Raw genomic sequence first — 23,638 nt, 5'->3', positions numbered from 1 at the left:
GCATGAGCCAGTCCGTGCTCACCGGCACGTCGGGCGCCACCGAGCCCCCGGTCCTGGACGGCCCGCCGCCGACGTCCGCCGCGCGCGGCAGGCGGCTGGGCCCGGGCGTGGCCTACCTGTTCCTGTCGCCGTGGATCGTCGGCGCCGCGCTGCTGACCATCGGCCCGATGGTCGCCTCGCTGTACCTGTCGTTCACCGACTACGACCTGTTCACCGCGCCGAACTGGATCGGCCTGGACAACTACGTCACGATGTTCACCGGCGACGAGCGGTTCTGGCACGCCGCGTGGGTGACCACCGAGTACGTGCTGATCTCGGTGCCGCTCAAGCTCGGCCTCGCCCTCGCGGTGGCGCTGCTGCTCAACCGGCCCCGCCGGGGCGTCGGGCTGTACCGCTCGGCGTTCTACGCGCCGTCGCTGCTCGGCGCGAGCGTCAGCGTGGCGCTGGCCTGGCGGGCGCTGTTCTCCACCGACGGCACCGTCGACGGGGTCCTGTCCTCGGTCGGCCTCGACACCGGTGGCTGGGTCGACCAGCCCCAGTACGCGCTGCTCACGCTCGTCGCGCTGGCCGCGTGGCAGTTCGGCGCGCCGATGGTGATCTTCCTGGCGGGCCTCAAGCAGGTGCCCAAGGAGCTCTACGAGGCCGCGGCGATCGACGGCGCGGGACCGGCGCGCCGGTTCCTCGGCGTCACGCTGCCCATGCTGTCCCCGGTGATCCTGTTCAACCTGGTGCTGGAGACCATCCACGCGTTCCAGGCGTTCACCGGCGCGTTCGTGGTCAGCGGCGGGCGGGGCGGTCCCAGCGACTCCACCCTGCTCTACCCGCTGTACCTGTACCAGCGCGGGTTCACCGACTTCCGGATGGGTTACGCCTCCGCGATGGCCTGGGTGCTGCTCGTGGTGGTCGCGGTGCTGACCGCCCTGGTGTTCCGCAGCGCCCGGCGCTGGGTGTTCTACGCGGGGGAGAACCGGTGACGCTCACGAAACGCCTCGGGTGGCACGGGCTCGTGGTGGCCGTGCTGCTGGTGCTGCTCTACCCGGTGGTCTGGCTGGTCTCCACGTCGTTCAAGCCCGCGACGGAGGTGATCTCCACGCTCGCCCTGCTGCCGCGCGAGCCCACCGGCGACAACTACGCCGAGGTGTTCGACGGCGTCGGCGAGTTCGGCGTGCTGCACTACTTCTGGAACTCGCTGGTGATCTCGGTCGGCGCGGTGGTCGGCAACGTGCTGTCGTGCTCGCTCGCCGCCTACGCGTTCGGGCGGCTGCACTTCCGCGGTCGCGGCCCGATGTTCGGGTTCATGATGATCACGATCATGCTGCCGCAGCACGTGGTGCTCATCCCGCAGTACGTCATCTTCCAGCAGATGGACATGGTGAACACGTTCTGGCCGCTGGTGCTGCCGAAGTTCCTCGCCACGGACGCGTTCTTCATCTTCCTGATGGTGCAGTTCATCCGCGGCCTGCCGCGCGAGCTGGACGAGGCCGCGACGCTGGACGGCTGCGGCCCGGTGGGCGTGTTCCGGCACGTGATCCTGCCGCTGCTGCGGCCGGCGCTGATCACCACGGCGATCTTCACGTTCATCTGGACGTGGAACGACTTCTTCTCGCAGCTGATCTACCTCAACGACGCGGAGAAGTTCACCCTGCCGCTGGCGCTCCAGCTGTTCATCGACCAGGCCACCCAGTCCGCGTTCGGCCCGATGTTCGCCATGTCGGTGCTCGCGCTGCTGCCGATCGGCCTGTTCTTCCTGGCCTTCCAGCGGTTCCTGGTGGACGGCGTGGCGACCTCCGGGCTCAAGGGGTGAGCGCCTGGGCGCGCCCGTTGGCGCTGGTGGCCGAGGTGCTGCTGATCGGGGTGCTGGTGACCGTCGCGGCGCTGCCGGTGGTGACCGCGCTGCCCGCCGCGGCGGCGGGCGCGGTGCTGCTGCGCGAGCTGGTGGACGACGGCCGCACGCCGACCGCGCGGCGGTTCGCCGTGCTGCTGGGGCGGGCGGTGCGCGACCCGTTCGCGGTCGCCGTCCCGCTCGGGGTGCTGGTGGTCGGTGCGCTGGACGTGCTGGCGTTGATGGGCGGGCTGCCGGGCGCGAACGTGCTGGGTCCGGTGATCGGGTCGGCGCTGGCCGCGGTGGTGCTGGTGCTGCTGCGGACGGCGGCCCGGTGGAACCCGGGCGACCGGTGGGCCGTGCTGATGGCCGAACCGTCGCGTGACTGGGGCGGCTACGCCTACCTGGTGGTCGCGCTGGCCGTGACCGGGCTGGTGGTCGCGCAGGCGCCCGCGTTCGCCGTCGTCGTGCCCGGCCTGCTGGTGTTCGCCGCGGTCGCGGTGGAGCGCCGGTGACGCCCCGGGTGGTGCTCGCCGGCGCGGCCGGCTACGGGCGGCTGTACCTGCGCGAGATCGCCGCGCTGGAGGCCGAGGGACGGGTGCGGCTCACCGGCGTGTGCGAGGTGGACCCGCTCGATGCCGAGGCGCGCCGGCTCGTCGGCGACCGGCCGGTGGCCGCCGACCTGGCGGAGCTGATGCGTGACGCGGACATCGGCATCGTGTCCACCCCCATGCACACGCACGTGCGGTTGGCGCGGCAGGTGCTGGCCGCCGGTGCGCACCTCGTGCTGGAGAAGCCGCCCACGCCCACGCTGGCCGACTGGCGGGACCTGGTCGACCGGTCCGGGGACCGCCTGGTCCAGGTCGGGTTCCAGAGCCTCGGCTCGCACGCTGTGCACCGGCTGGCCGGGCTGATGCGCTCCGGCGCGCTGGGCGAGATCCGGGGCATCGGCGTGCGCGGCACCTGGTCTCGCGACGACAGCTACTACACCCGCGCGCCGTGGGCGGGCCGACGCGCGCTCGACGGCGTGCCGGTGGTGGACGGCGCGCTGACCAACCCGTTCGCGCACGGCATCGCGACCGCGTTGGCGCTGGACGGCAGCACGGGCGTGGACGACGTGCACGATATCGAGCTGGAGCTGCTGCGCGCCCGTGACATCGAAGCCGACGACACCTCGTGCCTGCGGCTGCGCACCCACAACGGCACGGTCGTCGTGGTCGCGGTGACGCTGTGCGCCGAGGTGGTCCGGGAACCGGTGCTCGTCGTGCACGGCAGCCGCCGCCGCGCCGAGCTGCACTACACCGAGCACCGGCTGGTGATCGACGGCATCGAGGAGCGCCACCGGCACGACTCGCCGCTGCGCAACCTGCTGGACCACCTGGCGGACCCGGACGTGCCGCTGCAGGCGCCGCTGGCCGCGACCGGCGCGTTCATGCGCGTGCTGGAGGCCGTCCGGACCGCGCCGGACCCCGTGCCGATCGACCCCGCGTGGTTGCGCCGCAACGGCAAGCGGGTGGACGTCGACGGCGTGGACCACGTGGTGGCCAAGGCCGCCGAGCACCTGCGCACGTTCGCCGAGCTGGAGGTGCCGTGGTCGCCGCTGGGCGGTGTCGCCCGGTACGGCTGGGACGGCGTGCGGCTGCCCCTGGTCGTGCCGCGGCCGGCGCTGCACCCGGTGCGCACGCTCGGCGGGGTCGTGGTCACCGGCGAGCACCCGGACGACCACCCGTGGCACCGGGGGATCGGCCTCGCGCTGCCCGACGTCAACGGGGTCAACCTGTGGGGCGGGCGCAACTACGTGCCCGGCCAGGGGTACGTGCCGGGCGAGCTCGGCCGGGTCGAGGAGACCGGGCCGGGCGAGCTGGCCTGGTGCGACTCGGCGGGCGCGGTCCTGCTGCGCGAACGCCGTCGCGTCCGCCGCCGGGTCGTCGCCGGCGGCTGGGAGCTGGAGTGGACCAGCGTGCTGACCGCGCCGGACCACGTGGTGCTGCACAGCCCGGGCAGCAAGGGCCGGGAGGGCGCGGGCTACGGCGGCTGGTTCTGGCGGCTGCCCGACCTCGACCCGCGGTCGGTGCGGGTCCACGGCCCCGACGGCGAGGGCGAGGAGGAGGTCAACGGCCGGACCTCGCCGTGGCTGGCGGTCGTGGTCGGCGATCCCGAGCGGGACCCGGGAGCACCGGCGTGGACGGCCGTGGTGTCCGGTCCGACCGACCCGTGGTTCGTGCGGGTGGGCCGGTACCAGGGCATCGGCTCGGCGCTCGCCTGGGACCGGCCGGTGGTGCTCGGACCGGGGCAGGAACGGGAGATCACCGTGCGGGTGGCGTTCTACGACGGCGTGCGGCCACCGTGAATTCGTCCAGACCATTGACAAGCCTTGTGCCGCAACAATAGCGTACTTGTGAAACGTTTCAGTCTCGGAGGTCGGCGTGCGACGTGTCTGCTTCCTGCTCCGGGTGCGCCCGGAGCGGATGGAGGAGTACCGGGAGCGGCACCGCGAGGTGTGGCCGGAGATGCGGGAGGCGTTGCGGGAGACCGGTTGGGGCAACTACAGCCTCTTCCTGGCCGACGACGGTCTGCTCGTCGGCTACCTGGAGACCCCGGACTGGGACGCCGCCCAGCGGGGCATGCGCGACCGCGAGGTGAACGACCGGTGGCAGGCCGAGATGGCCGAGTTCTTCACCGCGCTGGACGGCGGGCACCCCGACGAGGCCATGAGGCCCTTGACCGAGGTCTTCCACCTCGACTGAGCAGGTAAGGAGTCCGACGTGGACACCACCACAGGAGCACCCGGAACGGGCGCCGCGCGGGAGGCCTTGGCCGGGCAGCGGATCGAGCTGCCGTCCTGGGCGTTCGGCAACTCCGGCACCCGGTTCAAGGTGTTCGCCCAGCGCGGGGTGCCGCGCACGCCGCACGAGAAGGTCGCCGACGCGGCCACCGTGCACCGGTTCACCGGCGTGGCGCCGTCGGTCGCGCTGCACATCCCGTGGGACGCGGTGGACGACTACGACGAGCTGGCCGGGTTCGCCCGCGGCCACGGCGTGTCGATCGGCACGATCAACGCCAACGTCTTCCAGGACGACGCGTACGTGCTCGGCAGCGTGTGCTCGCGCGACCCGGCCGTCCGCCGCAAGGCGCTCGACCACCTGATGCGGTGCGTCGACATCATGGACGCCACGGGGTCGCGCGACCTGAAGCTGTGGTTCGCCGACGGCACCAACTACCCCGGCCAGGACGACATCCGGGCCCGCCAGGACCGGCTCGCCGAGGCGCTGCGGGAGACGTACGGGCGGATCGGGCCGCACCAGCGGATCCTGTTGGAGTACAAGCTGTTCGAGCCCGCCTTCTACACCACCGACGTGCCGGACTGGGGCACGGCGTACGCGCACTGCCTGGAACTGGGCGAGCGGGCGCAGGTCGTGGTCGACACCGGCCACCACGCGCCGGGCACCAACATCGAGTTCATCGTCGCGGTGCTGCTGCGCGCGGGCAAGCTCGGCGGGTTCGACTTCAACTCCCGCTTCTACGCCGACGACGACCTGATGGTCGGCTCGGCGGACCCGTTCCAGCTGTTCCGGATCATGTTCGAGGTGGTGCGCGGCGGCGCCCTCGCGGTCGGGTCCGGGGTGGCGTTCATGCTCGACCAGTGCCACAACATCGAGCCGAAGATCCCCGGCCAGATCCGGTCGGTGATGAACGTGCAGGAGGCCACCGCCAAGGCGCTGCTGGTCGACCGGGACGCGCTGGCCGCGGCGCAGCGGGCCGGTGACGTGCTCGGCGCGAACGCCGTGCTGATGGACGCCTACAACACCGACGTCCGGCCGCTGGTGGCGTCGGTGCGCGAGGACCTGGGGCTGGACCCGGACCCGATGGCGGCCTACGCCCGGTCCGGCTACGGCGAGCGGATCGTGGCCGAGCGGGTCGGCGGGGAGCAGGCGGGCTGGGGTGCGTGAACGCGGGTCCGGTCGCTGACGCCCTTCCCCCTGCACGTGGTGCTGCTCGTCGCGCCTGGTGAGCGGCGGTTGTTGAACCTTTTCAGAGCTTCTCTGGGCAGGTGGGCCGGCCCGTTCGGACCAGTTGGGACGGGTGGGCGTGAATCGTTTCATCACTTGACGGCGGCTCGGTGGAGGTGTTGTCATGTGCCGGGCGAGGGGCGTTGCCCGGATCACACCTGGGAGCGCTCCCAGACACAGCGACGAAGGAGCAACGGTGCTCACCAACTCGTTCAGAGTGCGGGCGATCGCCGCCGTCACGGCGATCAGCGCACTGACCGGAGGCCTGCTGGTCGCCGGCGTGGCTTCGGCAGCCCCCGGCTGCGGGGTCGACTACGTGGTGCAGAACAAGTGGCAGGGCGGGTTCTCCGCGAACGTCACGATCAAGAACCTGGGCGACCCGGTCGACGGGTGGACGCTGGCCTGGTCGTTCCCCGGCTCGGAGCGCTTCGGCCAGGGGTGGAACGCGACGTTCGCCGCCTCCGGCGCGAGCGTGACGGCGACCAACGTGGACTGGAACCGGTCGATCCCGACCGGGGGCACGGCGTCGTTCGGCTTCAACGGCTCGATGACCGGCGACGTGGTCGGCGTGCCGACGACGTTCACGCTCAACGGCACCACGTGCACGGGCGGTGTCGACCCCACCACCACGACCACCACGTCGACCACGACAAGCACCACGACGACCACCACCACAACCACGACCACGACGACCCCCGGGCCGGGACCGTCGGACCCGACCGGCCGCAAGCAGGTCGAGCGCCTGGACCGCGGCGTGATCAGCGTGCGGTCCGGCAGCGGCAACCTGGTCAGCTGGCGCCTGCTCGGGGGCGACCCGCAGAACGTGGCGTTCAACGTGTACCGGGGTGCGACGAAGGTCAACGCCTCGCCCATCACCGCGTCCACCAACTACCTGGACAGCGGTGCGGCGGCGGACTCCTCCTACACCGTCCGCGCGGTGGTGAACGGGACCGAGCAGGCCGCGTCACCGGCGTCGCTCGGGTTCGGTGCCGGCTACCGGGACGTGCCGATCCAGTCGCCGGGCTCCGGCTACGTCGCCAACGACGCGAGCGTGGGCGACCTGGACGGCGACGGTGACTACGAGTTCGTGCTGAAGTGGGACCCGGACAACGCGAAGGACAACTCGCAGTCGGGCGTCACCGGCAACGTCTTCATCGACGCCTACACCCTGCAGGGCACGCGGTTGTGGCGCATCGACCTCGGGCGCAACATCCGGGCGGGCGCGCACTACACCCAGTTCCAGGTCTACGACTACGACGGCGACGGCAAGGCCGAGGTCGCGATGAAGACCGCGGACGGCACGCGGGACGGCCGGGGCACGGTGATCGGCAGCGCGAGCGCCGACTACCGCAACTCGTCGGGCTACATCCTGAGCGGGCCGGAGTTCCTGACCATGTTCAACGGTCAGACCGGCGCGGCGATGTCGACGGTGAACTACGACCCGCCGCGCGGCAACGTCGGCTCCTGGGGCGACACGTACGGCAACCGGGTCGACCGGTTCCTGGCCGGCACCGCCTACCTGGACGGCGCGCGACCGTCGTTGATCATGGCGCGCGGCTACTACACGCGTGCGGTGATCGCGGCCTGGGACTTCCGCAACGGCGCGCTGACCAAGCGGTGGACGTTCGACTCCAACAACCAGTCGGGGTACGCGGGTCAGGGCAACCACTCGCTGAGCATCGCCGACGTGGACGCCGACGGCCGCGACGAGATCGTCTACGGCGCGGCCACCATCGACGACACCGGGCGCGGCCTGTGGACCACGGGCCTCGGCCACGGTGACGCCGGGCACGTGGGCGACCTCGACCCGTCCCGACCGGGCCTGGAGTACTTCAAGGTCTCCGAGGACTCGTCGAAGCCGGGTTCGTGGTTCGCCGACGCCCGCACCGGCGAGCGGAGGTGGACCACCGCCTCGGGCAGCGACAACGGCCGCGGCGTGTCCGCGGACATCCACCCGGGCAGCCCCGGCGCGGAGTCGTGGTCCAACGCCGACGGCAGCCTGCGCAGCCCGAGCGGCACGAACGTCGGCCGCAAGCCGTCGTCGGCGAACTTCGTGATCTGGTGGGACGGCGACCCGTCCCGCGAACTGCTCGACCAGACCAGGATCGACAAGTACGGCACCGGCGGCGACACCCGCCTGCTCACCGGTTCCGGCGTGGCCTCGAACAACGGCACCAAGGCCACGCCCGCGCTGAGCGCCGACCTGTTCGGCGACTGGCGCGAGGAGGTCGTCTGGCGCACCTCGGACAACTCGGCGCTGCGGATCTACTCGACGCCCAACCAGACGGACCGCCGCATCCCCACGCTGATGCACGACACCATGTACCGCGTCGCCATCGCGTGGCAGAACACGGCCTACAACCAGCCGCCGCACCCGAGCTTCCACATCGGGAACGGCATGGTCACCCCGCCGTGGCCGGACGTGCACTACGCCGGCTGACGACTCCCCGCTGATCACGCTCCACTGCCGTGGCCTACCTCACTCGGGGTAGGCCACCGGCATTTCCGGGTGTGGATTCCACGGTCAGGGGGTATCAATCCGGGGATCGAGGGAGGTCACACCATGGGCAAGCACAGACTGGGCCAGTCCGAGGGACGTCAGTGGGGCGGTCCCGACCTGGTCAACGGCGCGGAGGACGCGCTGGGCCGGTCGGACGGCGAGCAGTCCGAGCAGCCCGCGGCGGACGGCGTGGAGGACGACTAGAACGACACCTCGACGTCCGGGTCCTCCGCGACCGAGCGCAGCGGGGTGACGGTCGGCCGTCCCTCGGCCAGCAGCGCCGCGTCGGTGCCGGGCTCCAGGCCGTCCTCGACCAGGACCGCGGCCAGGCCGATCGTGCCGTCGTCGCTGTCCTTGATCCTGGTGCGCACCGTGCCGAACTCGGCCAGCGCCGCCCGTTCGGGCTCGCCGACCTCGGGCCGGTTGGGCACGTTCAGGTTGAGCACGGCGCCGACCGGCAGGGCCGCGACCCGGTCGAACAGGGTCGACGCCACCGCGACGGCGGTCTCCCAGTGGTGCGGGAGGTCCCGGTCCAGCCCCACGTCGAGGGACACCGCCATGGCGCGCGCGCCGTTGATGGCGGCGGTCAGCGCCGCGCCGACGGTGCCGGAGTGCAGCACCGCGCGGCCGACGTTCGCGCCGCGGTTGACGCCGGAGAGCACGATGTCGGGCGGGTCGCCGAACGCGCCCTGGGACGCGACCAGCGCGATGAACGCGGGGTGCGCGGCGACGGCGTAGCCGGGCACGTCCGGCAGCCCGGGCAGCTCACGCCGCTCGACCTGGACGTGCCGGTCGTCCTCGGCGGCGGTCAGGCCCGCGCTCGTGCCGCTGGACTCGCGCGCGGGCGCGGCGACCACGGTCGTCCAGCCGTGCGCCACCGCGCCGCGCGCCAGGGCGGCGAGCCCCGGCGAGTCGATGCCGTCGTCGTTGGTGATGAGCACCCTCATGCGTCCTCCCACAACCGCAGCCGCACCCGGTCGACCAGCGCGCGCACCACGTCGCCGCTGCCGGTGCCGAGCCCGTGCCTGGTCACGTTGACCGCGCCCGCCGCCGCGCCCAGCTTCAGCGACTCCTCCACGGACCGGCCCAGGGCGAGGCCCGCGGCCAGCCCGGCGGTCATCGAGTCGCCGCCGCCACGCGTGTCGACCGGGCTCAGGTCGGGCGTCTCCACGAGGTGGAGCGTGCCGTCGAGCCACGCCAGCGTCTCCTCGGCGGCCCGCGACACCACGACCGCGCTCGCGCCGGACTCGGCGACCCGGCGGCAGCCCTCGGCCAGGTCGGGCAGCGAGTCGGACTCGGCGAGCCCGTCCGACACCAGCTCCTCGTGGCTGACCTTGACTACGGTCGGCCCGCCCGCGAGGGCGGCGGCCAGCCGTTCGCCGGAGAGGTCCACGACCACGTCGCAGCCGTTGCCGCGGAGGTCCTTGGCGAGCCGTTCGTACACGGAGTCGGGCACGGGGGTGTCGGCCTCGGCAGGACCGCTGAGCACGGCGACGCCCGCGTTCAGCGCCTCGATCAGGGTCATCTCGTACAGGTCGTCGAGCTCGTGGCGCGACAGCGCGTCGGCGGGCATCCGGACCAGCTGGTCGCGCCCGCCGTCACGCCGGTCGTGCACGTAACCGCCGTTGCGGGCGGCGACGTCGCGCGCCTTCAGCTCGACGTCGATCAGGTGCCGCAGCACGTGCCCGGTCTCGCCGCCCAACGCCGAGCACAGCACCACCTCGGCGCCGAGGGACTCGATCATGCGCGACATCCACACCCCCTGCCCTCCGGCGTGGATGTGGATGTCGGGCGTGCCGTCCAGGTCTTCCACCGTGACGGTCAACTCTGGGGAGGGCGCGAACACCGCTACTCGACCGGGCATAACGGACACCTACCCGCTCTGCCGTTGATCGAATCACGGTTCGGCAGTAGCAGCAGGTCCCGACTCCGTCGTGGCTTCGGTCGTGCCAGGGATGAGGCCACCGGGCGACGGGTGCCGCACGTCCTGCGTCACATCGGGGGCAGCCGCGGCTCGGCGAGCCAGGTGCGGAAGTACGCCGTCAGCGGCTCGGGGGAGTGGCGTTGGGCCAGTGCCACGAAGTCGCTCGTCGTCGCGGTGCCGTGCCGGTGGGTCGCGGTCCACTCGCGGAGCGCGCCGAAGAACGCCGCGTCGCCCAGCCGGGTCCGCAGGCCGTGCGCGGTCAGCGCGCCCCGCTGGTAGACCCGGTCGTCGAACAGGTTCGCCACGCCCGGGTCGCCGATCCGGAGGTCCTGCGGCAGCCGGGCCAGCCGGGCGTGCGCGCGAGCGGCGTGCACGTCGGCGGCGGGGCCGCCGGACCGCTCGGACCACAGCCACTCCGCGTAGCAGGCGAAACCCTCGTTCAGCCAGATGTCGCGCCAGTCGGCCAGGCCCACGCCGTTGCCGAACCACTGGTGCGCCAACTCGTGCGCGACCAGCCGCTCGTGGCCGCGCCGACCGTCCACGTGGTTCGCGCCGAACACCGACATGCCCTGCGCCTCGACCGGCACTTCCAGCTCGTCGTCGGTCACCACGACCTGGTAGGTCCGGAACGGGTAGGGGCCGAACAGCTCCTCGAACACGGTCATCATCCGCGGCTGGCGGGCGAAGTCGTGCCGTGCCGCGCGCAGCAGCCGCGCGGGTGCGGCCACGTCCTGGCCCTCGGTCAACGGCAGCCGCTCGTAGAGGCCGATCTGCACCGAGGCGAGGTACGTCGCCATCGGCTCGGCCTGCTCGTAGACCCACGTCGTGCTGCTGCCGCCCGTGCGCCGGTCGACCAGCACCCCGTTCGCCAGTACGGTGTACGGCGACGGCGCGGTGACGTGGACGCGGTAGGTCGCCTTGTCCCGCACCAGGTCGTTGCACGGGAACCAGGACGGCGCGCCGATCGGCTGGCTCGCCACCAAGGCGCCGTCGGTGAGCTGGTCCCAGCCCAGCTCGCCCCAGTGCCGCGAGCGGACCGGGCGGGCCACGCCCGAGTACCGCACCTCGACGGTGAACGGTCCGTCCACCGGCCGTGCGGGTCGCACGCGCAGCTTGCCGCCGCCGTGCACGTGCCGGGCGGGTCGGCCGTCGACCAGCACCCGGTTCACGGTCAGCGTGCCGAAGTCCAGCACCACCCGCGCGCACGGGCCGGCCGCGACGGCGGACAGCGTCGCCCGCCCGGCCAGCCGACCGGTGTGCGGCTTGTAGTCCAGTTCCAGGTCGTAGTGCGCGACCCGGTAGCCGCCGTCGCCGTGGTCGGGCAGGTACGGGCCCGTCATCGCCAGGCGGAGATCGGGTTGCCCAGCCAGCGCGTGCCCTCGGGCACGTGCTCGCCGCGCATCACCAACGACGCCGGGCCCACCGCCGCGTGCGCGCCGACCGTCGCGCCCGGCAGCACGATCCCGTGCGGACCGAGGGTCGCCCCGTCCGCCAACTCCACCTGGTCCATGCGGAGGATCCGATCATGGAACAGGTGGGTCTGCACCACGCACCCCCGGTTCACCGTCGCGCCGTCGCCCAGCCGCACCAGGTCCGACTCCGGGAACCAGTACGACTCGACCCACGTGCCGCGCCCGATCCGCGCGCCGAGCGACCGCAGCCACACGGCCATCACCGGCGACCCGCCGGCCCGACCGACCAGCCACGGCACCGCCAGGACCTCGACGAACGTGTCCGCCAGCTCGTTGCGCCACACGAACCCGCTCCACAACGGGTGCTCCCGCGCCCGGAACCGGCCCACCAGCAGCCACTTCGCCGCCGCCGACACCGCGCACGCCAGCACGCCCGCCACGAGCAGCACCGGCCCGGCCGACAGCGGTCCGAACTCCCGCAGCGCGAACAGCACGCCGACGACCAGCGCCACGTGGCACATCACCGGCACGGTCCGGCACAGCTCGACCAACGCCCGTGCCACGACCAGCCGGCGCGGCGGGTCGAACGTCCGGCTCTGGTCGCCCTGCTCGGCCGCGCGCGGCAGCTTCATCGGCGGCATGCCCAGGTACGAGCTGCCCGCCTTGGCGCGCTTGGGCGTCGAGGACAGCACGCCGACCAGACCCCGGTTCGGCACCGAACGGCCCGGCGCGGTCATGCCCGAGTTGCCCAGGAACGCCCGCTTGCCGACCCGCGCGGCGGCGATGCGCAACCAGCCGCCGCCCAGCTCGTAGGTGGCGACCATGGTGTCGTCGGCGAGGAACGCGCCGTCGCCGATCGTGGTCATCTTGGGCAGCGCGAGCACGGTCGAGGCCTCGACCCGGCGGCCGACCCTCATCCCGAGCGCCCGCAGCCACACCGGCGTGAGCAGGCTCGCGTACAGGGGGAACAGCACGACCCGGGCGGTGTTCATCAACCGTTCGGTGGTCCACGCCTGCCAGGCGATCCGGCTGTGCACGGGGTACGCGCCGGCCCGCAGCCCGACGCCGAGCAGCCGCACGGACACGAGCACCAGCAGCGCGTACGAGCCCAGCCACGCGACCGTCGCCAACGGCACCGCGAGCAGCGCCGAGCCGAGCGTCAGCGGCTCACGCGCGATCAGCAAGACCGGGAGCACCGCCGCCGCCACCGGGAGCAGGCCCAACGCCGACGTCGTCACCGCGTAGACCAGCTTCCACCACCACGACCGGGGCGGACGCGGACCGGGACGGGCCGCCTTGCCGTGGCGCTGCGCCGGGACACCGGCCCAGCGCTGCCCCGTCGGCACGGAGCCGAGCACCCCCGAACCTGGCGCGACCTCCGCCCGCTTGCCGACGCTCGCGCCGGGGAACAGGGTGCTGCGGGCGCCGACCACCGCGCCCGCGCCGACCCGGAGGCGGCCGACGTGCAGCCGGTCGCCGTCCACCCAGTGCCCGGACAGGTCCACCTCGGGCTCGATCGCGCAGCCCTTGCCGAGCTTGAGCATGCCGGTCACCGGCGGCGCGGAGTGCAGGTCCACGTCCGGGCCGACCCGCACGCCCAACGCGCGGGCGTAGTGCGTGAGCCAGGACCCGGCGAGGTTCGTCGCGCCGCTGAACTCGGCGAGCCGTTCGGCGGTCCACAAGCGCAGGTGCACGCCGCCGCCGCGCGGGTACGTGCCGGGACGCAGGCCGCGCAGCAGCAGCCGCGCGCCAGCCGCCGCGATCGCGACCTTGCCGGGCGGGCTGACGAACGCCAGCCACCCCGCGGCGATCCACCACCACGACACCGGCGTGGTGAAGCCGACGACGTTGCCGACCGCGGCCAGCGCCACCGACCACCGCAGGCCGACCAGGCTCATCAACGGCACCAGCAGCAGCGACTGGAGCACGCCGGTCCGCCGCGGCGTCGGCGCGACCTCGCGCGTGACGCCCTGGTGGCCGCTCAGCTCGTCCAGCCGCGCGGCCAGCGCGCGCAATGTGGGGTGCTGGTAGACGTCGTTGACCGAACCGCTCGGGTAGCGGGTCCGGATCGTGGAGACCAGCTGGGCCGCGGCGAGGCTGCCGCCGCCGTGGGCGAAGAAGTCCGCCTCGGGCCCGGCGATCCGGGAACCCAGCAGCTCCGACCACTGCTCGGCCAGCCACCGCTCGGTGTCCGTGAGGTCCCCGGCCGGCGCCGCCACCTCCAGCTCCGGCAGCGGCCACGGCAACGCGGCCCGGTCCACCTTGCCGGACGTGCGGGTGGGCAGGGTGTCGACGGCGGCCAGCAGCGGCACGAGCGCGGCGGGCAGCGCGGTCCGCAACCGGGCCAGCGCGTCGGCCTGGTCGAAGTCCTCGCCCGCGACCACGTAGCCGACCAGCACCTGGTTGCCCGCCTTGGTGGTGCGCACGGCCGCGGCGGCGCCCGCGACCGACGGCAGCGCCTGGAGCGCCGCGTCCACCTCGCCGAGCTCGATCCGCCGCCCGCCCAGCTTGACCTGCTCGTCCGCCCGACCGAGGAACAGCAGGCCCTCGGGCTCGGCGCGGACGAGGTCGCCGCTGCGGTAGGCGCGGTCCCAGCCCGGCCCGAAAGGAGCCAGCCCCGGCATCGGCGCGAACTTCTCGGCGTCCTTGGCCGGGTCGAGGTAGCGGGCCAGGCCGACGCCGCCGATGACCAGCTCACCGGAGCCGCCCATGGGGACCGGCGTGCCGCCGGCGTCCACCACGGCCAGTTCCCAGCCGTCCAGCGGCAGCCCGATCCGCACCGGGCCGTCACCGGTCAGCCGCGCCGCGCACGCCACGACGGTCGCCTCGGTCGGGCCGTAGGTGTTCCACACCTCGCGGCCGTCGACGGCGAGCCGCTCGGCCAGCTCCGGCGGGCACGCCTCGCCGCCGAAGATGAGCAGGCGGACGTCCTCCAGCGCGTCCACCGGCCACAGCGCGGCCAGCGTCGGCACCGTGGACACGACCGTGACCTCGCGCTCGACCAGCCACGGTCCCAGGTCGAACCCCGTGCGGACCAGGGCGCGCGGCGCGGGGACCAGGCACGCGCCGTGCCGCCAGGCGAGCCACATCTCCTCGCAGGAGGCGTCGAAGGCGACGGACAGACCCGCGAGCACGCGGTCGTCCGGACCGATCGGGTCGTCGGTGAGGAACAGGCGGGCCTCGGCGTCCACGAACGCGGCGGCGGCCCGGTGCGAGACCGCGACGCCCTTCGGCTTGCCCGTGGAGCCGGACGTGAAGATGATCCACGCGTCGTCGTCCGGACCGGGAGCGCCGACGAGGCCCATGGGCGTGCCGCGCAGCGCCAGCTCCCCGGTGATGACCGCGCACACGTCGGCCTCGGTGAACACGAGTTCGGCGCGCTCGTCCGGGTCGTCGGCGTCGACGGGCACGTACGCGGCGCCGGCGGTGAGGATCGCCAGCACCGCCACGTACAGGTCGACGGTCCCGGACGGGACGCGGACGCCGACCCGGTCGCCGGCGCCGATGCCGGCCGCCGCCAGCTCGCGGCTCCGCGCGTCGACCTCGTCGAGGAGTTCCCGGTAGGTCAACGAGGTCGTGCCGTCGTCCAGCGCGGGGGAGTGCGGGTGCCGACGCGCGGTGTCGGCCAGTACGTCGACCAACGTGCGCTCGGGAGCGGGTGCGCCGGCGCGGAACAGCGCGGGCGCGTCGACCGAGGTGGGGAAAGCGGTGTCGGGGGCGATGGTCACCGACGGGCACCGATGGGGCGAAGTCGCACTGTGAAGTCCTCCAAGAAAACGCCGACCTGCGACTTTACCGGGGATTCACGGGTGCGTCGCGCCGTCGTGACCACGAGTGGGTGGTGTCACATCGTGTAACGGCACCAGGTCGGGCGCGATCACTCCACAGTGGACGTTCCCAGTTCCTTGTGCACCAACGGCATCACCTCGGTGCCGAGCAGCTCGATCGCGTCCATCACGAGCTTGTGCGGCACGCCGGACCAGTCCATCTGCATCGCGTAGCGGTCGGCGTTCACGAGCCTGCCCACCGAGATGAGGCGTTCGGCCACCTCCGCCGGGCTGCCCGCGAAGATCGACCGCGCGCCCCGCGTCCACGAGTCGTACTCCGCGCGCGACGGCACGGGCCAGCCGCGCGCCCGCGAGCCGTACTTCATCGTCTCGAGCCAGTACGGGTGGAACGCCTCCTTGGCGTCCTGGGAGCGGCGTGCGATGAGGCCGATCGCGCTCATGGTGACGTCGAGCCGTCCGGGTTCCTGCTCGCCGGCCTCGCCCGCGCGCCGGTACAGGTCGACCAGCGGCGCGAACCGCTCCGGCTCACCGCCGATGACCGCGTACACCACCGGCAGTCCCAGCAGCCCCGCCCGGATCGACGACTCGGGGTTGCCGCCGGTGCCCACCGAGATCCGCAGCCGCGACCCGTAGGGCCTCGGGAAGACGTGCGCGTCCACGAGCGGTGACCGGAACTTCCCCGACCAGGTGATCGGGTCCTCCCGGTCCAGCTTCAGCAGCAGCGCCAGCTTCTCCTCGAACAGCTCGTCGTAGTCCTCCAGGCTCGCGCCGAACAGCGGGAACGACTCGGTGAACGACCCGCGCCCGGCCAGCAGCTCCGCCCGGCCCCGGCTGAGCTGGTCGAGCGTCGTGAACTGCTGGTACACCCGCACCGGGTCCTCGGTGCTGAGGACGGTGACGGCGCTGCTCAGCGTGATCCGCGACGTGACGCTCGCGGCGGCGGCGAGCACCGTGCCGGGGCTGGAGATCGAGTAGTCGGCCAGGTGGTGCTCGCCCAGCCCGTAGAAGCCGAGCCCCAGCTCGTCGGCCAGCTTGATCCGCTCCAACGTCTGCGCCAGCTTGTCCGCGACCGAGACCTGCTCACCGGTGATCGGGTCGCGGTGCCGGTCGCCGAAGCTGTAGACGCCGAGCTGCATTCCCTTTGTGGACACGTCAACAATCTAGCCCGACATTGGTGACACGTCAACATGTTGTTGCTAGCGTGAGGTCCATGGGCGAACCGCGGTGGCTGGACGAGCGGGAGGCGCGGGTGTGGCAGGCGTACCTGGCGGTCGACCGCGAGTTGCACAGCGCGTTGGAGCGGCAGCTGGTGCGCGACTCGGGGCTGTCCAACGCCGACTACGCCCTGCTCGTGCCGCTGTCGGAGGCCGAGGACGGCGTCGTGCGGTCACGTGAGCTGGGCGCGCTGGTCGGCTGGGAGCGCAGCAGGCTGTCCCACCAGGTCGCGCGGATGGAGAAGCGCGGGCTGGTGACGCGGGAGGAGTGCGTCGAGGACGCGCGCGGCTCGATGGTGCGGCTCACGCCCGCCGGCCGTGCCGCGATCGAGTCCGCCGCTCCGGGGCACGTGGAGACCGTCCGGAGGTACGTGTTCGACGGGCTGTCGGCGGAGGAGGCCGAGGTGCTGGACCGGGTGTTCCACCGCGTGCTGGACCGGATCGCGGCTGACGGCTGAACGCTGAACGCTGGGCGGCTGAACGTCGCCGGTCGGGCGGGGGCGGCTGGGCGCTGATGGTCGGGCTGGGTGGCCGGGCGTGGGCGGCCGAGTGGGGGCGGAGGCCCGAGGAACCCGGCGTGAGAAGAAGAGGGGCCGCGCGGGTGCGGCCCCTCCCCGGCCCCCCGGGATGCCGGACGGCGGCCAACCCGCTGACCCGCCCGGCGGGTGTCCGGCTGTCGGGGTCGCCGAACACCCCTCAGCGTCGCGCACTCGTGCGGGAGTCCGCATCGGCAATCCTCCGTATGCACCTCCGTATCCACGATTGCCCGATCATGTCCACCGATCTCCGTACGCTGTCACCCGGAATACGGAGAGCGGTGGATGCGCGGCGTGTGGCGCTCACACGAAAGTGGACGCCGCAGAACCCGATCGCACCACAAGGAGACGACGTGCAGCTGACCGCGGAGTTCGCCCCGGACCGACAGGCCCTCGTCGGCGGCCCACTGCGCGGATGGCAACACCACGCCCACGAGGACGCGCTGGCCCGCCGCGGCCCCGTGCACCCGGCGGAGCTGCCCAACGGCCTGGAAGTCCTGGTCACGACCATGGGCCTGGAGGCGACCCGGACGCTGCTCGGCGACGACCGGTTGGCCAAGGACGCCGCCGGGCTGCGCGCCGCGATGCAGGACCAGTTGGCGCGCAAGGGCAGGCCGACCGACCTGTCGCGGATCATCGGCCCGTCGATGCTCAACAGCGACCCGCCGCACCACCGCAGGCTGCGCGCGCTGGTGTCGCAGGCGTTCACGGTCCGCCGCATCAACGCCCTGCAACCGGCCGTGGAGCAGACCGCGCGGGAGATGGTCGCGGCCCTGCCGGACGACGTGGACCTGATCGAGGGCCTGGCGTTCCCGCTGCCGCTCGCGGTCATCTGCGACCTGCTCGGCGTGCCCGTCGGGGACCGCGACCAGCTGCACCACTGGACCGCGGCGATGATGACCGAACGGCCCGAGCTCGTCGTGCCCGCCTCCGACGCCATGTTCGGCTACCTGGCCGGCCTGATCGAGTACAAGCGGGACCAGCCCGACGACGCGTTGCTCAGCGGCCTGGTGCAGGCGCAGGTCGACGGCGAGCGGCTGACGCCCGAGGAACTGCTGACCACGGCGATCCTGCTCGTGGTGGCGGGGCACGAGACCACGACCGGCCTCATCGGCAACGCCGCCGTCGCGCTGCTGGCCACGCCGGGCGCGTGGGACGCGGTGAACGACGACACCGTCGGCGCCGCGGTCGAGGAGGCGGCCCGCTGGGACCCGCCGGTCCGCGTCACGCCGCACTACCGCGCCACCGCCGACATCGAGCTGTCCGGCGGTGTGATCCCGGAGGGGTCGGTGGTGATGATCGGCCTCGGCACGGCCGGTCGCGACCCGCGGGTGCACGGCCCGTCCGCGGACCGGTTCGACCCGACGCGCGTGCCGGTGGGCGGCAACGCGGCGCTGGGGCACGCGGCGTTCGGGCACGGCGTGCACTACTGCCTGGGCCACCACCTGGCGCGGATCGAGGCACGGGCCGCGCTGACCGCTCTGCGGGCCCGGGCGCCGCGGGCCCGGCTGGCGGTGGACCCGTCCGAGCTGGAGCGCGGCGACAAGGTCGTGCCCAACACGTTCGCCTCGGTGCCCGCGCTGCTGGAGCCGTGACCGCTCAGGTCACCAGGCCCCGGCGGTAGGCGTAGACCACGGCCTGCACGCGGTCGCGCAGGTCGAGCTTGGTGAGGATGCGCGACACGTAGGTCTTGACGGTCTCGTGGCTGATCACCAGCGTGGCGGCGATCTCGCTGTTGGACAGGCCGTCGGCGATCAGGCGGAGCACCTCCAGCTCGCGCGGCGCCAGCGGCACGTCGTCGCGGGAGCCCTCGGCGGGCCGGATCCGCGTGGCGTACCGGCCGACGAGCTGTCGCGTCACCTCCGGGTCCAGCAGTGCCGCGCCGGCGGCGACGGTGCGGATCCCGTGCAGCAGCTGGGCGGGCGGCGCGTCCTTCAGCAGGAACCCGGCCGCGCCGGCGCGCAGCGCCTCGTACACGTACTCGTCCAGGTTGAACGTCGTCACCACGAGCACCTTGACGGGATCCGCGACGCCCGCGCCGGCCAGCAGGCGGGTGGCCTTGATGCCGTCGAGGACGGGCATCCGCACGTCCATCACCACCACGTCCGGGCACAGGTGGGCGGCGAGGTCGACCGCGGCCTGCCCGTCACCGCACTCGCCGACCACTTCGAGGTCGGGCTGGGCGTCGATGATCGTCGCGAAGCCGGTGCGGATGAGCGCCTGGTCGTCGCAGACCAGGACCCGGATCGGGGCGGTCACGACGGCCTGCCCGCGGGGATGTCGGCCCGCACGACGAAGCCGCCACCGGGTCGCCTGCCCGCGTCGAACCGGCCGCCGAGCACGCCGACCCGGTCGCGGAGCCCGGTCAGCCCGCGCCCGCTCCCGCCCGGTGACGCGGTGCCCGGACCTTCGGTCGTCACCTCCACGGTGATCTCCTCCTCGCCGTGCAGGACGTGGACCACGGTGCGGCTGCCGTGCGCGTGCTTGAGCGCGTTCGTCAGCGCCTCCTGCACGACCCGGTAGGCCGCGACCTCGGCGCTGCCGGTGGTCTCGGGCGGACTGCCCTCCTGGCTGAACTCGACCGGCTGACCCGCCAGCCGGGTCTGCTCGACGAGAGCGCGAAGTTCGCCGACGGGCTGCGTGCCCGGGTCCGCCTCGTAGCCCGGGTTCAGCAGGTCGAGCAGGTGCCGCAGGTCGCCGATGGCGCGGCGGCCGGTGTCGGTCACGGCGGTCAGCGCCTGGTCGAGGCGTTCGGGTGCGGCGGTCAGGTAGCGCGCGGACTCGGCCTGCACGACCATGGCCGTCACGTGGTGGGTCACGACGTCGTGCAGCTCGCGGGCGATGCGCGTGCGTTCGGCGACGCGGGTGGTCTCGGCGACGTGGCGGCGGCGTTCGGCCTCGGCCGCGCGGGACAACCGCAGCCACGACCCGATGCCCCACGCGATGGCCAGCGTGAGGTAGAACGTCGAGAGCCCGACCACCCCCTCGCCCGGTGCGAGCCGCTCGATCGCGACCGCCAGCGGCACGTACGCCGCGGACAGCAGCGCGGCGGTGGTCCACCGGTGGTGGGCCAGGTGGGCGCCCGCGCTGATCAGCGCGATGGGCAGCGCGGTGCCCGCGACGGTGTGGTAACCGCGGAGCTGGTCGACGGCGAAGCCGAGCACCACCAGGACGAGGCTGACGGCCGGCCACCGCCGCCGCACGGCCAGCGGGAGCGATTCGAGCGCGATCACCACGACGGTCAGGGCGTCGAACGGGCGGTGCGGCAGGGCGCCGAGCTGCGTCCCGTAGTCGTTCAGCCCTGGCAGGAACGCCATGGCGCCGATCAGCAGGGCGAACGGGAGGTCCCGCACCACGACGTCGCACCGCCGCCACCGGTCACCCGCCGCGCGGACGTCGATCACCCGGCGAGCGTAGCGGGCGCGAGGTCGCGGTCCGCGCGGCGGCGGCGCGGGACGATGTGGCCGCGACGGTGGGCCAGCCACAGGAACGCGACCGTCAGCAGCGCGCCGGACGCCACGGCGTACCCGCTCGCCTCGGGGCCGAAGTCGCCGCCGGTGAGCAGGGTCGGGCCCGAGAGCGTCGAGTCCAGCAGACCCTTCGTCGTGTCGTTGCCCGAGACCTCGGCGGCGAAGATCCCCGCGAGGGCGAAGTTCCAGCCGAAGTGCAGCCCGATCGGCAGCCACAGGGTGCGGGTGGCGGCGTAGGCGGCGGCGAGCATGAAGCCCGCTTCGACGGCGATCGCGGTCGCGCCCCAGAGGGTCGCGTTCGGGTTGGGGATGTGGGCCAGGCCGAAGACCACCCCGGTCAGCAGCAGCGCGATCCACGTGCCGGTGCGCTCTTCGACGATCCGGAACAGCACGCCGCGGAAGAGCAGTTCCTCGGTCACCGCGGCGGCGGCCATGAAGCCGAACAACGCGACCATGCCCGTCACCGAACCCAGGCCGTCGACCGAGTAGCCGCCGAACCACGCGATGGTGGCGATGACGGCCCCGCACATCGCGACCCCGATCAGCAGCCCTCGACCGGTCGCGCCGATCGCGCCGCTCCGGGCCAGCTCCACGGGCACGCGGCGCTCCGTGCGCCGCACCACCCAGGCGTAGACGACGACGGCGAGCACGGCGGTCGCGACGCCGATCGTCAGCATGAGCCAGGGGTTGCCCCCCGCGGCGGCCTGGCTGCCGACCAGGGCGACCGCGGCGACGGCCAAGAACTGCAGAAGCAAGCGCATGAAGACTCCTCCGTCCGGTCCGCGACCGCTCGGCCGAGGACCGGACGGACGCTACGGATCCGGCGTCGTCGGATCATCACCGTGCGGTGGACATCCGCGGGTAGCTCGCACGGGGGACAAGGCGCGCGCCGCTGTGAGCTGGATCATGGCGGAGGTTGACCCAGGGTCAGGGTGCAGGCTCGCCGCAGCGGCACGACGCCGACCGGGAACAGCGGGACCACAGGAGCGGACGACCATGCACATCACCCTTTCCGGCCAGGACGAGAGCACCGCCGGGCACGACCGCCCGGAACTGCGGAAGGCGCTCGAGGAGATCGTCGATTCCGGTTTCGTCGGGGTGTCGGTGCGCGTGAACGACGAGCACGGGGAGTGGGTCGGCAGTGCCGGGTCGGCCGAGCTGGGCGGCGCCGTGGCGCCGCCGACGAACGGGCACGTCCGGATCGGCAGCAACACCAAGACCTTCATCGCGACCCTGGTGCTGCGGTTGGTGGCCGAGAGCGTGGTCGGGCTGGACACCCCGGCGGCGGACTACCTGCCGGGGTTCGGGCTGGACCGGCGGATCACGGTGCGGATGTTGTTGCGGCACACCAGCGGGCTGTTCAACTTCACCGGCGAGGTCGATCCCGACGGGACGATCACGTCGGGCATCCCCATCGCGTACGGCCCCACCGGCCACGAGTGGCCGGCCAACCGGTTCAAGACCTACCGGCCGCGTGACCTGGCGGCCCTGGCGCTGGCCGAGCCCGCGCGGTTCGAACCGGGCACGGCCTGGAGCTACTCCAACACCAACTACGTGCTGGCCCGGCTGCTGGTCGAGAACGTCACCGGCCGCCCGGTCGCCGAGGAGATGCGCCGGCACGTCCTCGGCCCGCTGGGGCTGTCGGGCACCGTGGTGCCGGACGCCTCGCCGGAGATCCCCGAGCCGCACGCCCGCGCGTACTACCGGTACGAGGACGCGGGGGAGCGCAGGACGGTCGACGTCACCCGCCAGAACCCGTCCTGGATCTCCAGCGGAGGCGACATGATCTCGACGACCCGGGACCTGCACGCGTTCTTCTCCGCTCTGCTGGGCGGGCGGCTCCTGCCGGCGTCGCTGGTGGCCGAGATGTGCGCGCCGCACCCGACGGGCATCCCGGGCATGGACTACGGCCTGGGGGTGTTCGTGCTGAGCACCGGCGACGGCACCGTCATCTGCCACAACGGCGCCGCCATCGGCCACGCGGCGCTGATGTACGGCACCCCGGACGGCAGCACGACCCTGACCGCCGCGCTCAACTGCGTCGACGACGCCGACCTGTCCATCGCCACGGCGTTCCGGGACGCCCAGCGACGGCTCGTCGACGAGGTGTTCGGCGGCGTGCGGGCCGCGGCGGACCACAGGGCAGGCTGAGCGGATGCGGAACGGGGTCACGATCGGGCAGGCGGCGGCCTTCGTCGGCGTCACGGTGAAGACGGTGCGGCACTACCACAAGCTCGGCCTGGTCGAGGAGCCGGCGCGCGACGGCTCCGGCTACCGCAGGTACACCTCGGCCGAGTTGTTGCGACTGGTGCAGGCCCGGACGCTGGCCGACGCCGGTGTGCCGCTGGCCGCGGTCGGGCCCCTGCTCGACGCCGACGCCGCGAGGTTCACCGCCGCGCTCGCCGACGTGGAGCGGCAGCTCACCGAGCGGATCGAGGAGTTGACCGCGAGGCGCGACACGCTGCACCGGCTCGCCGACGGCGACCGGGCGCTGCTGCCCGACCGCGCGGTCGCGCTGCTGGGGCGGATGCGCGACCTCGGGTTCCCGGCGGCGGAGGTGGCGGCCACCAGGGAGGGCTGGGTGCTGGCCCGGGCGCTGGTCCCGGAAGGCTTCGACGACTACCTCACCCAGTTCGAGCACGCCGTCGAGGACACCCGCCTCGTCGCCCTGGCCCGGCGCGCGGCCGAGGCCGCGGCCTGGCACCCGGACGATCCCCGCCTCGACGCGCTCGCCACCGCCGCGGCCGACCACTACCTCGCCGACCCCGCGCTGCTGAAGACCGTGACCGGCCTGCAAGCCCGCACCGACGCCACGACCCGGTACGCGCTGATCGCCCACCACGGCCAGGAGCGGACGCCGGCCGCGGCACGGCTGGCCGCGCTCTTCGAGACCAAGCTCCGCGCCGCGGGCGTCCACATCCCACGGACGGACTCCCGCTGACCGCCCGTGCCCGACCCGCGG

The 23,638-nt window shown here is 73.2% G+C and carries 20 protein-coding genes; 12 read left to right on the top strand and 8 right to left on the bottom strand.

Annotated features, from left to right (window positions below):
- The first annotated feature begins 2 nt into the window (after positions 1-2).
- The 8 genes from ACZ7GX_RS30225 to ACZ7GX_RS30190 all read left to right on the top strand — a co-directional run bounded on the left by ACZ7GX_RS30225 (position 3) and on the right by ACZ7GX_RS30190 (position 8,536).
- Positions 3-974, top strand: a complete 972-nt coding sequence (locus tag ACZ7GX_RS30225) for a carbohydrate ABC transporter permease (RefSeq protein ID WP_498781549.1) — start codon at positions 3-5, stop codon at positions 972-974.
- A complete protein-coding gene (locus ACZ7GX_RS30220) occupies positions 971-1,804 on the top strand; it encodes a carbohydrate ABC transporter permease (protein WP_498781547.1) in 834 nt (277 codons plus the stop codon). The genes ACZ7GX_RS30225 and ACZ7GX_RS30220 overlap by 4 nt, the downstream gene beginning before the upstream one ends.
- Complete coding sequence (locus ACZ7GX_RS30215) at positions 1,801-2,337, top strand: hypothetical protein (protein ID WP_498781546.1); 537 nt, start codon at positions 1,801-1,803, stop codon at positions 2,335-2,337. Before ACZ7GX_RS30220 ends, ACZ7GX_RS30215 begins: the two co-directional genes overlap by 4 nt.
- Positions 2,334-4,172 (top strand): DUF6807 family protein, encoded by a 1,839-nt coding sequence (locus ACZ7GX_RS30210; protein ID WP_498781545.1) that lies wholly within the window; start codon positions 2,334-2,336, stop codon positions 4,170-4,172. Before ACZ7GX_RS30215 ends, ACZ7GX_RS30210 begins: the two co-directional genes overlap by 4 nt.
- Positions 4,173-4,248: 76 nt before the next feature.
- On the top strand, positions 4,249-4,569 hold the full coding sequence (locus ACZ7GX_RS30205) for an L-rhamnose mutarotase (protein WP_498781544.1): 321 nt from the start codon (positions 4,249-4,251) through the stop codon (positions 4,567-4,569).
- A gap of 18 nt (positions 4,570-4,587) precedes the next feature.
- A complete protein-coding gene (rhaI, locus tag ACZ7GX_RS30200) occupies positions 4,588-5,772 on the top strand; it encodes an L-rhamnose isomerase (RefSeq protein ID WP_498781543.1) in 1,185 nt (394 codons plus the stop codon).
- A gap of 256 nt (positions 5,773-6,028) precedes the next feature.
- Complete coding sequence (locus ACZ7GX_RS30195; RefSeq protein ID WP_498781542.1) at positions 6,029-8,272, top strand: rhamnogalacturonan lyase family protein; 2,244 nt, start codon at positions 6,029-6,031, stop codon at positions 8,270-8,272.
- A 123-nt stretch (positions 8,273-8,395) separates the two neighbouring features.
- A complete protein-coding gene (locus ACZ7GX_RS30190) occupies positions 8,396-8,536 on the top strand; it encodes a hypothetical protein (RefSeq protein WP_498781541.1) in 141 nt (46 codons plus the stop codon).
- On the opposite strand, the gene surE is transcribed toward ACZ7GX_RS30190, so the two are convergent.
- From surE to ACZ7GX_RS30165, 5 genes are all read right to left on the bottom strand, one after another.
- Positions 8,533-9,279, bottom strand: coding sequence for a 5'/3'-nucleotidase SurE (gene surE / locus ACZ7GX_RS30185; protein WP_498781539.1), 747 nt, complete (start codon positions 9,277-9,279; stop codon positions 8,533-8,535). The two genes, ACZ7GX_RS30190 and surE, sit on opposite strands and share 4 nt — an antisense overlap.
- Positions 9,276-10,196 (bottom strand): PfkB family carbohydrate kinase, encoded by a 921-nt coding sequence (locus tag ACZ7GX_RS30180; RefSeq protein WP_498781537.1) that lies wholly within the window; start codon positions 10,194-10,196, stop codon positions 9,276-9,278. Before ACZ7GX_RS30180 ends, surE begins: the two co-directional genes overlap by 4 nt.
- Before the next feature lie 128 nt (positions 10,197-10,324).
- Entirely contained in the window at positions 10,325-11,596 is a 1,272-nt protein-coding gene (locus tag ACZ7GX_RS30175) for a M1 family metallopeptidase (RefSeq protein WP_498781536.1), read from the bottom strand.
- On the bottom strand, positions 11,593-15,396 hold the full coding sequence (locus ACZ7GX_RS30170; RefSeq protein ID WP_498781534.1) for a Pls/PosA family non-ribosomal peptide synthetase: 3,804 nt from the start codon (positions 15,394-15,396) through the stop codon (positions 11,593-11,595). Before ACZ7GX_RS30170 ends, ACZ7GX_RS30175 begins: the two co-directional genes overlap by 4 nt.
- Before the next feature lie 149 nt (positions 15,397-15,545).
- A complete protein-coding gene (locus tag ACZ7GX_RS30165) occupies positions 15,546-16,592 on the bottom strand; it encodes an LLM class flavin-dependent oxidoreductase (RefSeq protein ID WP_498781582.1) in 1,047 nt (348 codons plus the stop codon).
- Positions 16,593-16,666: 74 nt separating this feature from the next.
- On the opposite strand from ACZ7GX_RS30165, the gene ACZ7GX_RS30160 reads away from it, so the two are divergent.
- Complete coding sequence (locus ACZ7GX_RS30160) at positions 16,667-17,128, top strand: MarR family winged helix-turn-helix transcriptional regulator (protein ID WP_498781533.1); 462 nt, start codon at positions 16,667-16,669, stop codon at positions 17,126-17,128.
- A gap of 431 nt (positions 17,129-17,559) precedes the next feature.
- Positions 17,560-18,801, top strand: coding sequence for a cytochrome P450 (locus ACZ7GX_RS30155; RefSeq protein ID WP_498781531.1), 1,242 nt, complete (start codon positions 17,560-17,562; stop codon positions 18,799-18,801).
- 4 nt (positions 18,802-18,805) lie between these two features.
- Here the strand turns inward: ACZ7GX_RS30155 and ACZ7GX_RS30150 are convergent, their stop codons facing one another.
- Genes ACZ7GX_RS30150 through ACZ7GX_RS30140 form a run of 3 tightly spaced genes read right to left on the bottom strand, consistent with a single transcriptional unit; the run spans position 18,806 to position 21,437 of the window.
- Entirely contained in the window at positions 18,806-19,465 is a 660-nt protein-coding gene (locus ACZ7GX_RS30150) for a response regulator (protein WP_498781529.1), read from the bottom strand.
- Positions 19,462-20,610, bottom strand: a complete 1,149-nt coding sequence (locus ACZ7GX_RS30145) for a sensor histidine kinase (RefSeq protein ID WP_498781528.1) — start codon at positions 20,608-20,610, stop codon at positions 19,462-19,464. The genes ACZ7GX_RS30150 and ACZ7GX_RS30145 overlap by 4 nt, the downstream gene beginning before the upstream one ends.
- Positions 20,607-21,437 (bottom strand): CPBP family intramembrane glutamic endopeptidase, encoded by an 831-nt coding sequence (locus ACZ7GX_RS30140; RefSeq protein WP_498781527.1) that lies wholly within the window; start codon positions 21,435-21,437, stop codon positions 20,607-20,609. The genes ACZ7GX_RS30145 and ACZ7GX_RS30140 overlap by 4 nt, the downstream gene beginning before the upstream one ends.
- Before the next feature lie 235 nt (positions 21,438-21,672).
- Here ACZ7GX_RS30140 and ACZ7GX_RS30135 point away from each other — a divergent pair, with 235 nt between their 5' ends.
- Positions 21,673-22,827 carry a serine hydrolase domain-containing protein gene (locus tag ACZ7GX_RS30135; RefSeq protein ID WP_498781526.1) on the top strand — a complete coding sequence of 385 codons (1,155 nt, stop codon included), beginning with the start codon at positions 21,673-21,675 and terminating at the stop codon, positions 22,825-22,827.
- A 4-nt stretch (positions 22,828-22,831) separates the two neighbouring features.
- Entirely contained in the window at positions 22,832-23,617 is a 786-nt protein-coding gene (locus tag ACZ7GX_RS30130) for a MerR family transcriptional regulator (protein WP_498781524.1), read from the top strand.
- Positions 23,618-23,638: the final 21 nt, after the last annotated feature.

It is taken from the genome of Actinosynnema sp. NPDC037264, from assembly GCF_055603705.1.
This window is presented reverse-complemented; position numbering and strand designations above follow the sequence as displayed.

Coding starts and splice junctions, on each gene's coding strand:
- ACZ7GX_RS30225 (WP_498781549.1), top strand. CDS start 3: ATGAGCCAGTCCGTGCTCACCGGCACGTCGGGCGCCACCGAGCCCCCG.
- ACZ7GX_RS30190 (WP_498781541.1), top strand. CDS start 8,396: ATGGGCAAGCACAGACTGGGCCAGTCCGAGGGACGTCAGTGGGGCGGT.
- surE (WP_498781539.1), bottom strand. CDS start 9,279: ATGAGGGTGCTCATCACCAACGACGACGGCATCGACTCGCCGGGGCTC.
- ACZ7GX_RS30180 (WP_498781537.1), bottom strand. CDS start 10,196: ATGCCCGGTCGAGTAGCGGTGTTCGCGCCCTCCCCAGAGTTGACCGTC.
- ACZ7GX_RS30175 (WP_498781536.1), bottom strand. CDS start 11,596: ATGACGGGCCCGTACCTGCCCGACCACGGCGACGGCGGCTACCGGGTC.
- ACZ7GX_RS30165 (WP_498781582.1), bottom strand. CDS start 16,592: ATGCAGCTCGGCGTCTACAGCTTCGGCGACCGGCACCGCGACCCGATC.
- ACZ7GX_RS30160 (WP_498781533.1), top strand. CDS start 16,667: ATGGGCGAACCGCGGTGGCTGGACGAGCGGGAGGCGCGGGTGTGGCAG.
- ACZ7GX_RS30140 (WP_498781527.1), bottom strand. CDS start 21,437: ATGCGCTTGCTTCTGCAGTTCTTGGCCGTCGCCGCGGTCGCCCTGGTC.
- ACZ7GX_RS30135 (WP_498781526.1), top strand. CDS start 21,673: ATGCACATCACCCTTTCCGGCCAGGACGAGAGCACCGCCGGGCACGAC.
- ACZ7GX_RS30130 (WP_498781524.1), top strand. CDS start 22,832: ATGCGGAACGGGGTCACGATCGGGCAGGCGGCGGCCTTCGTCGGCGTC.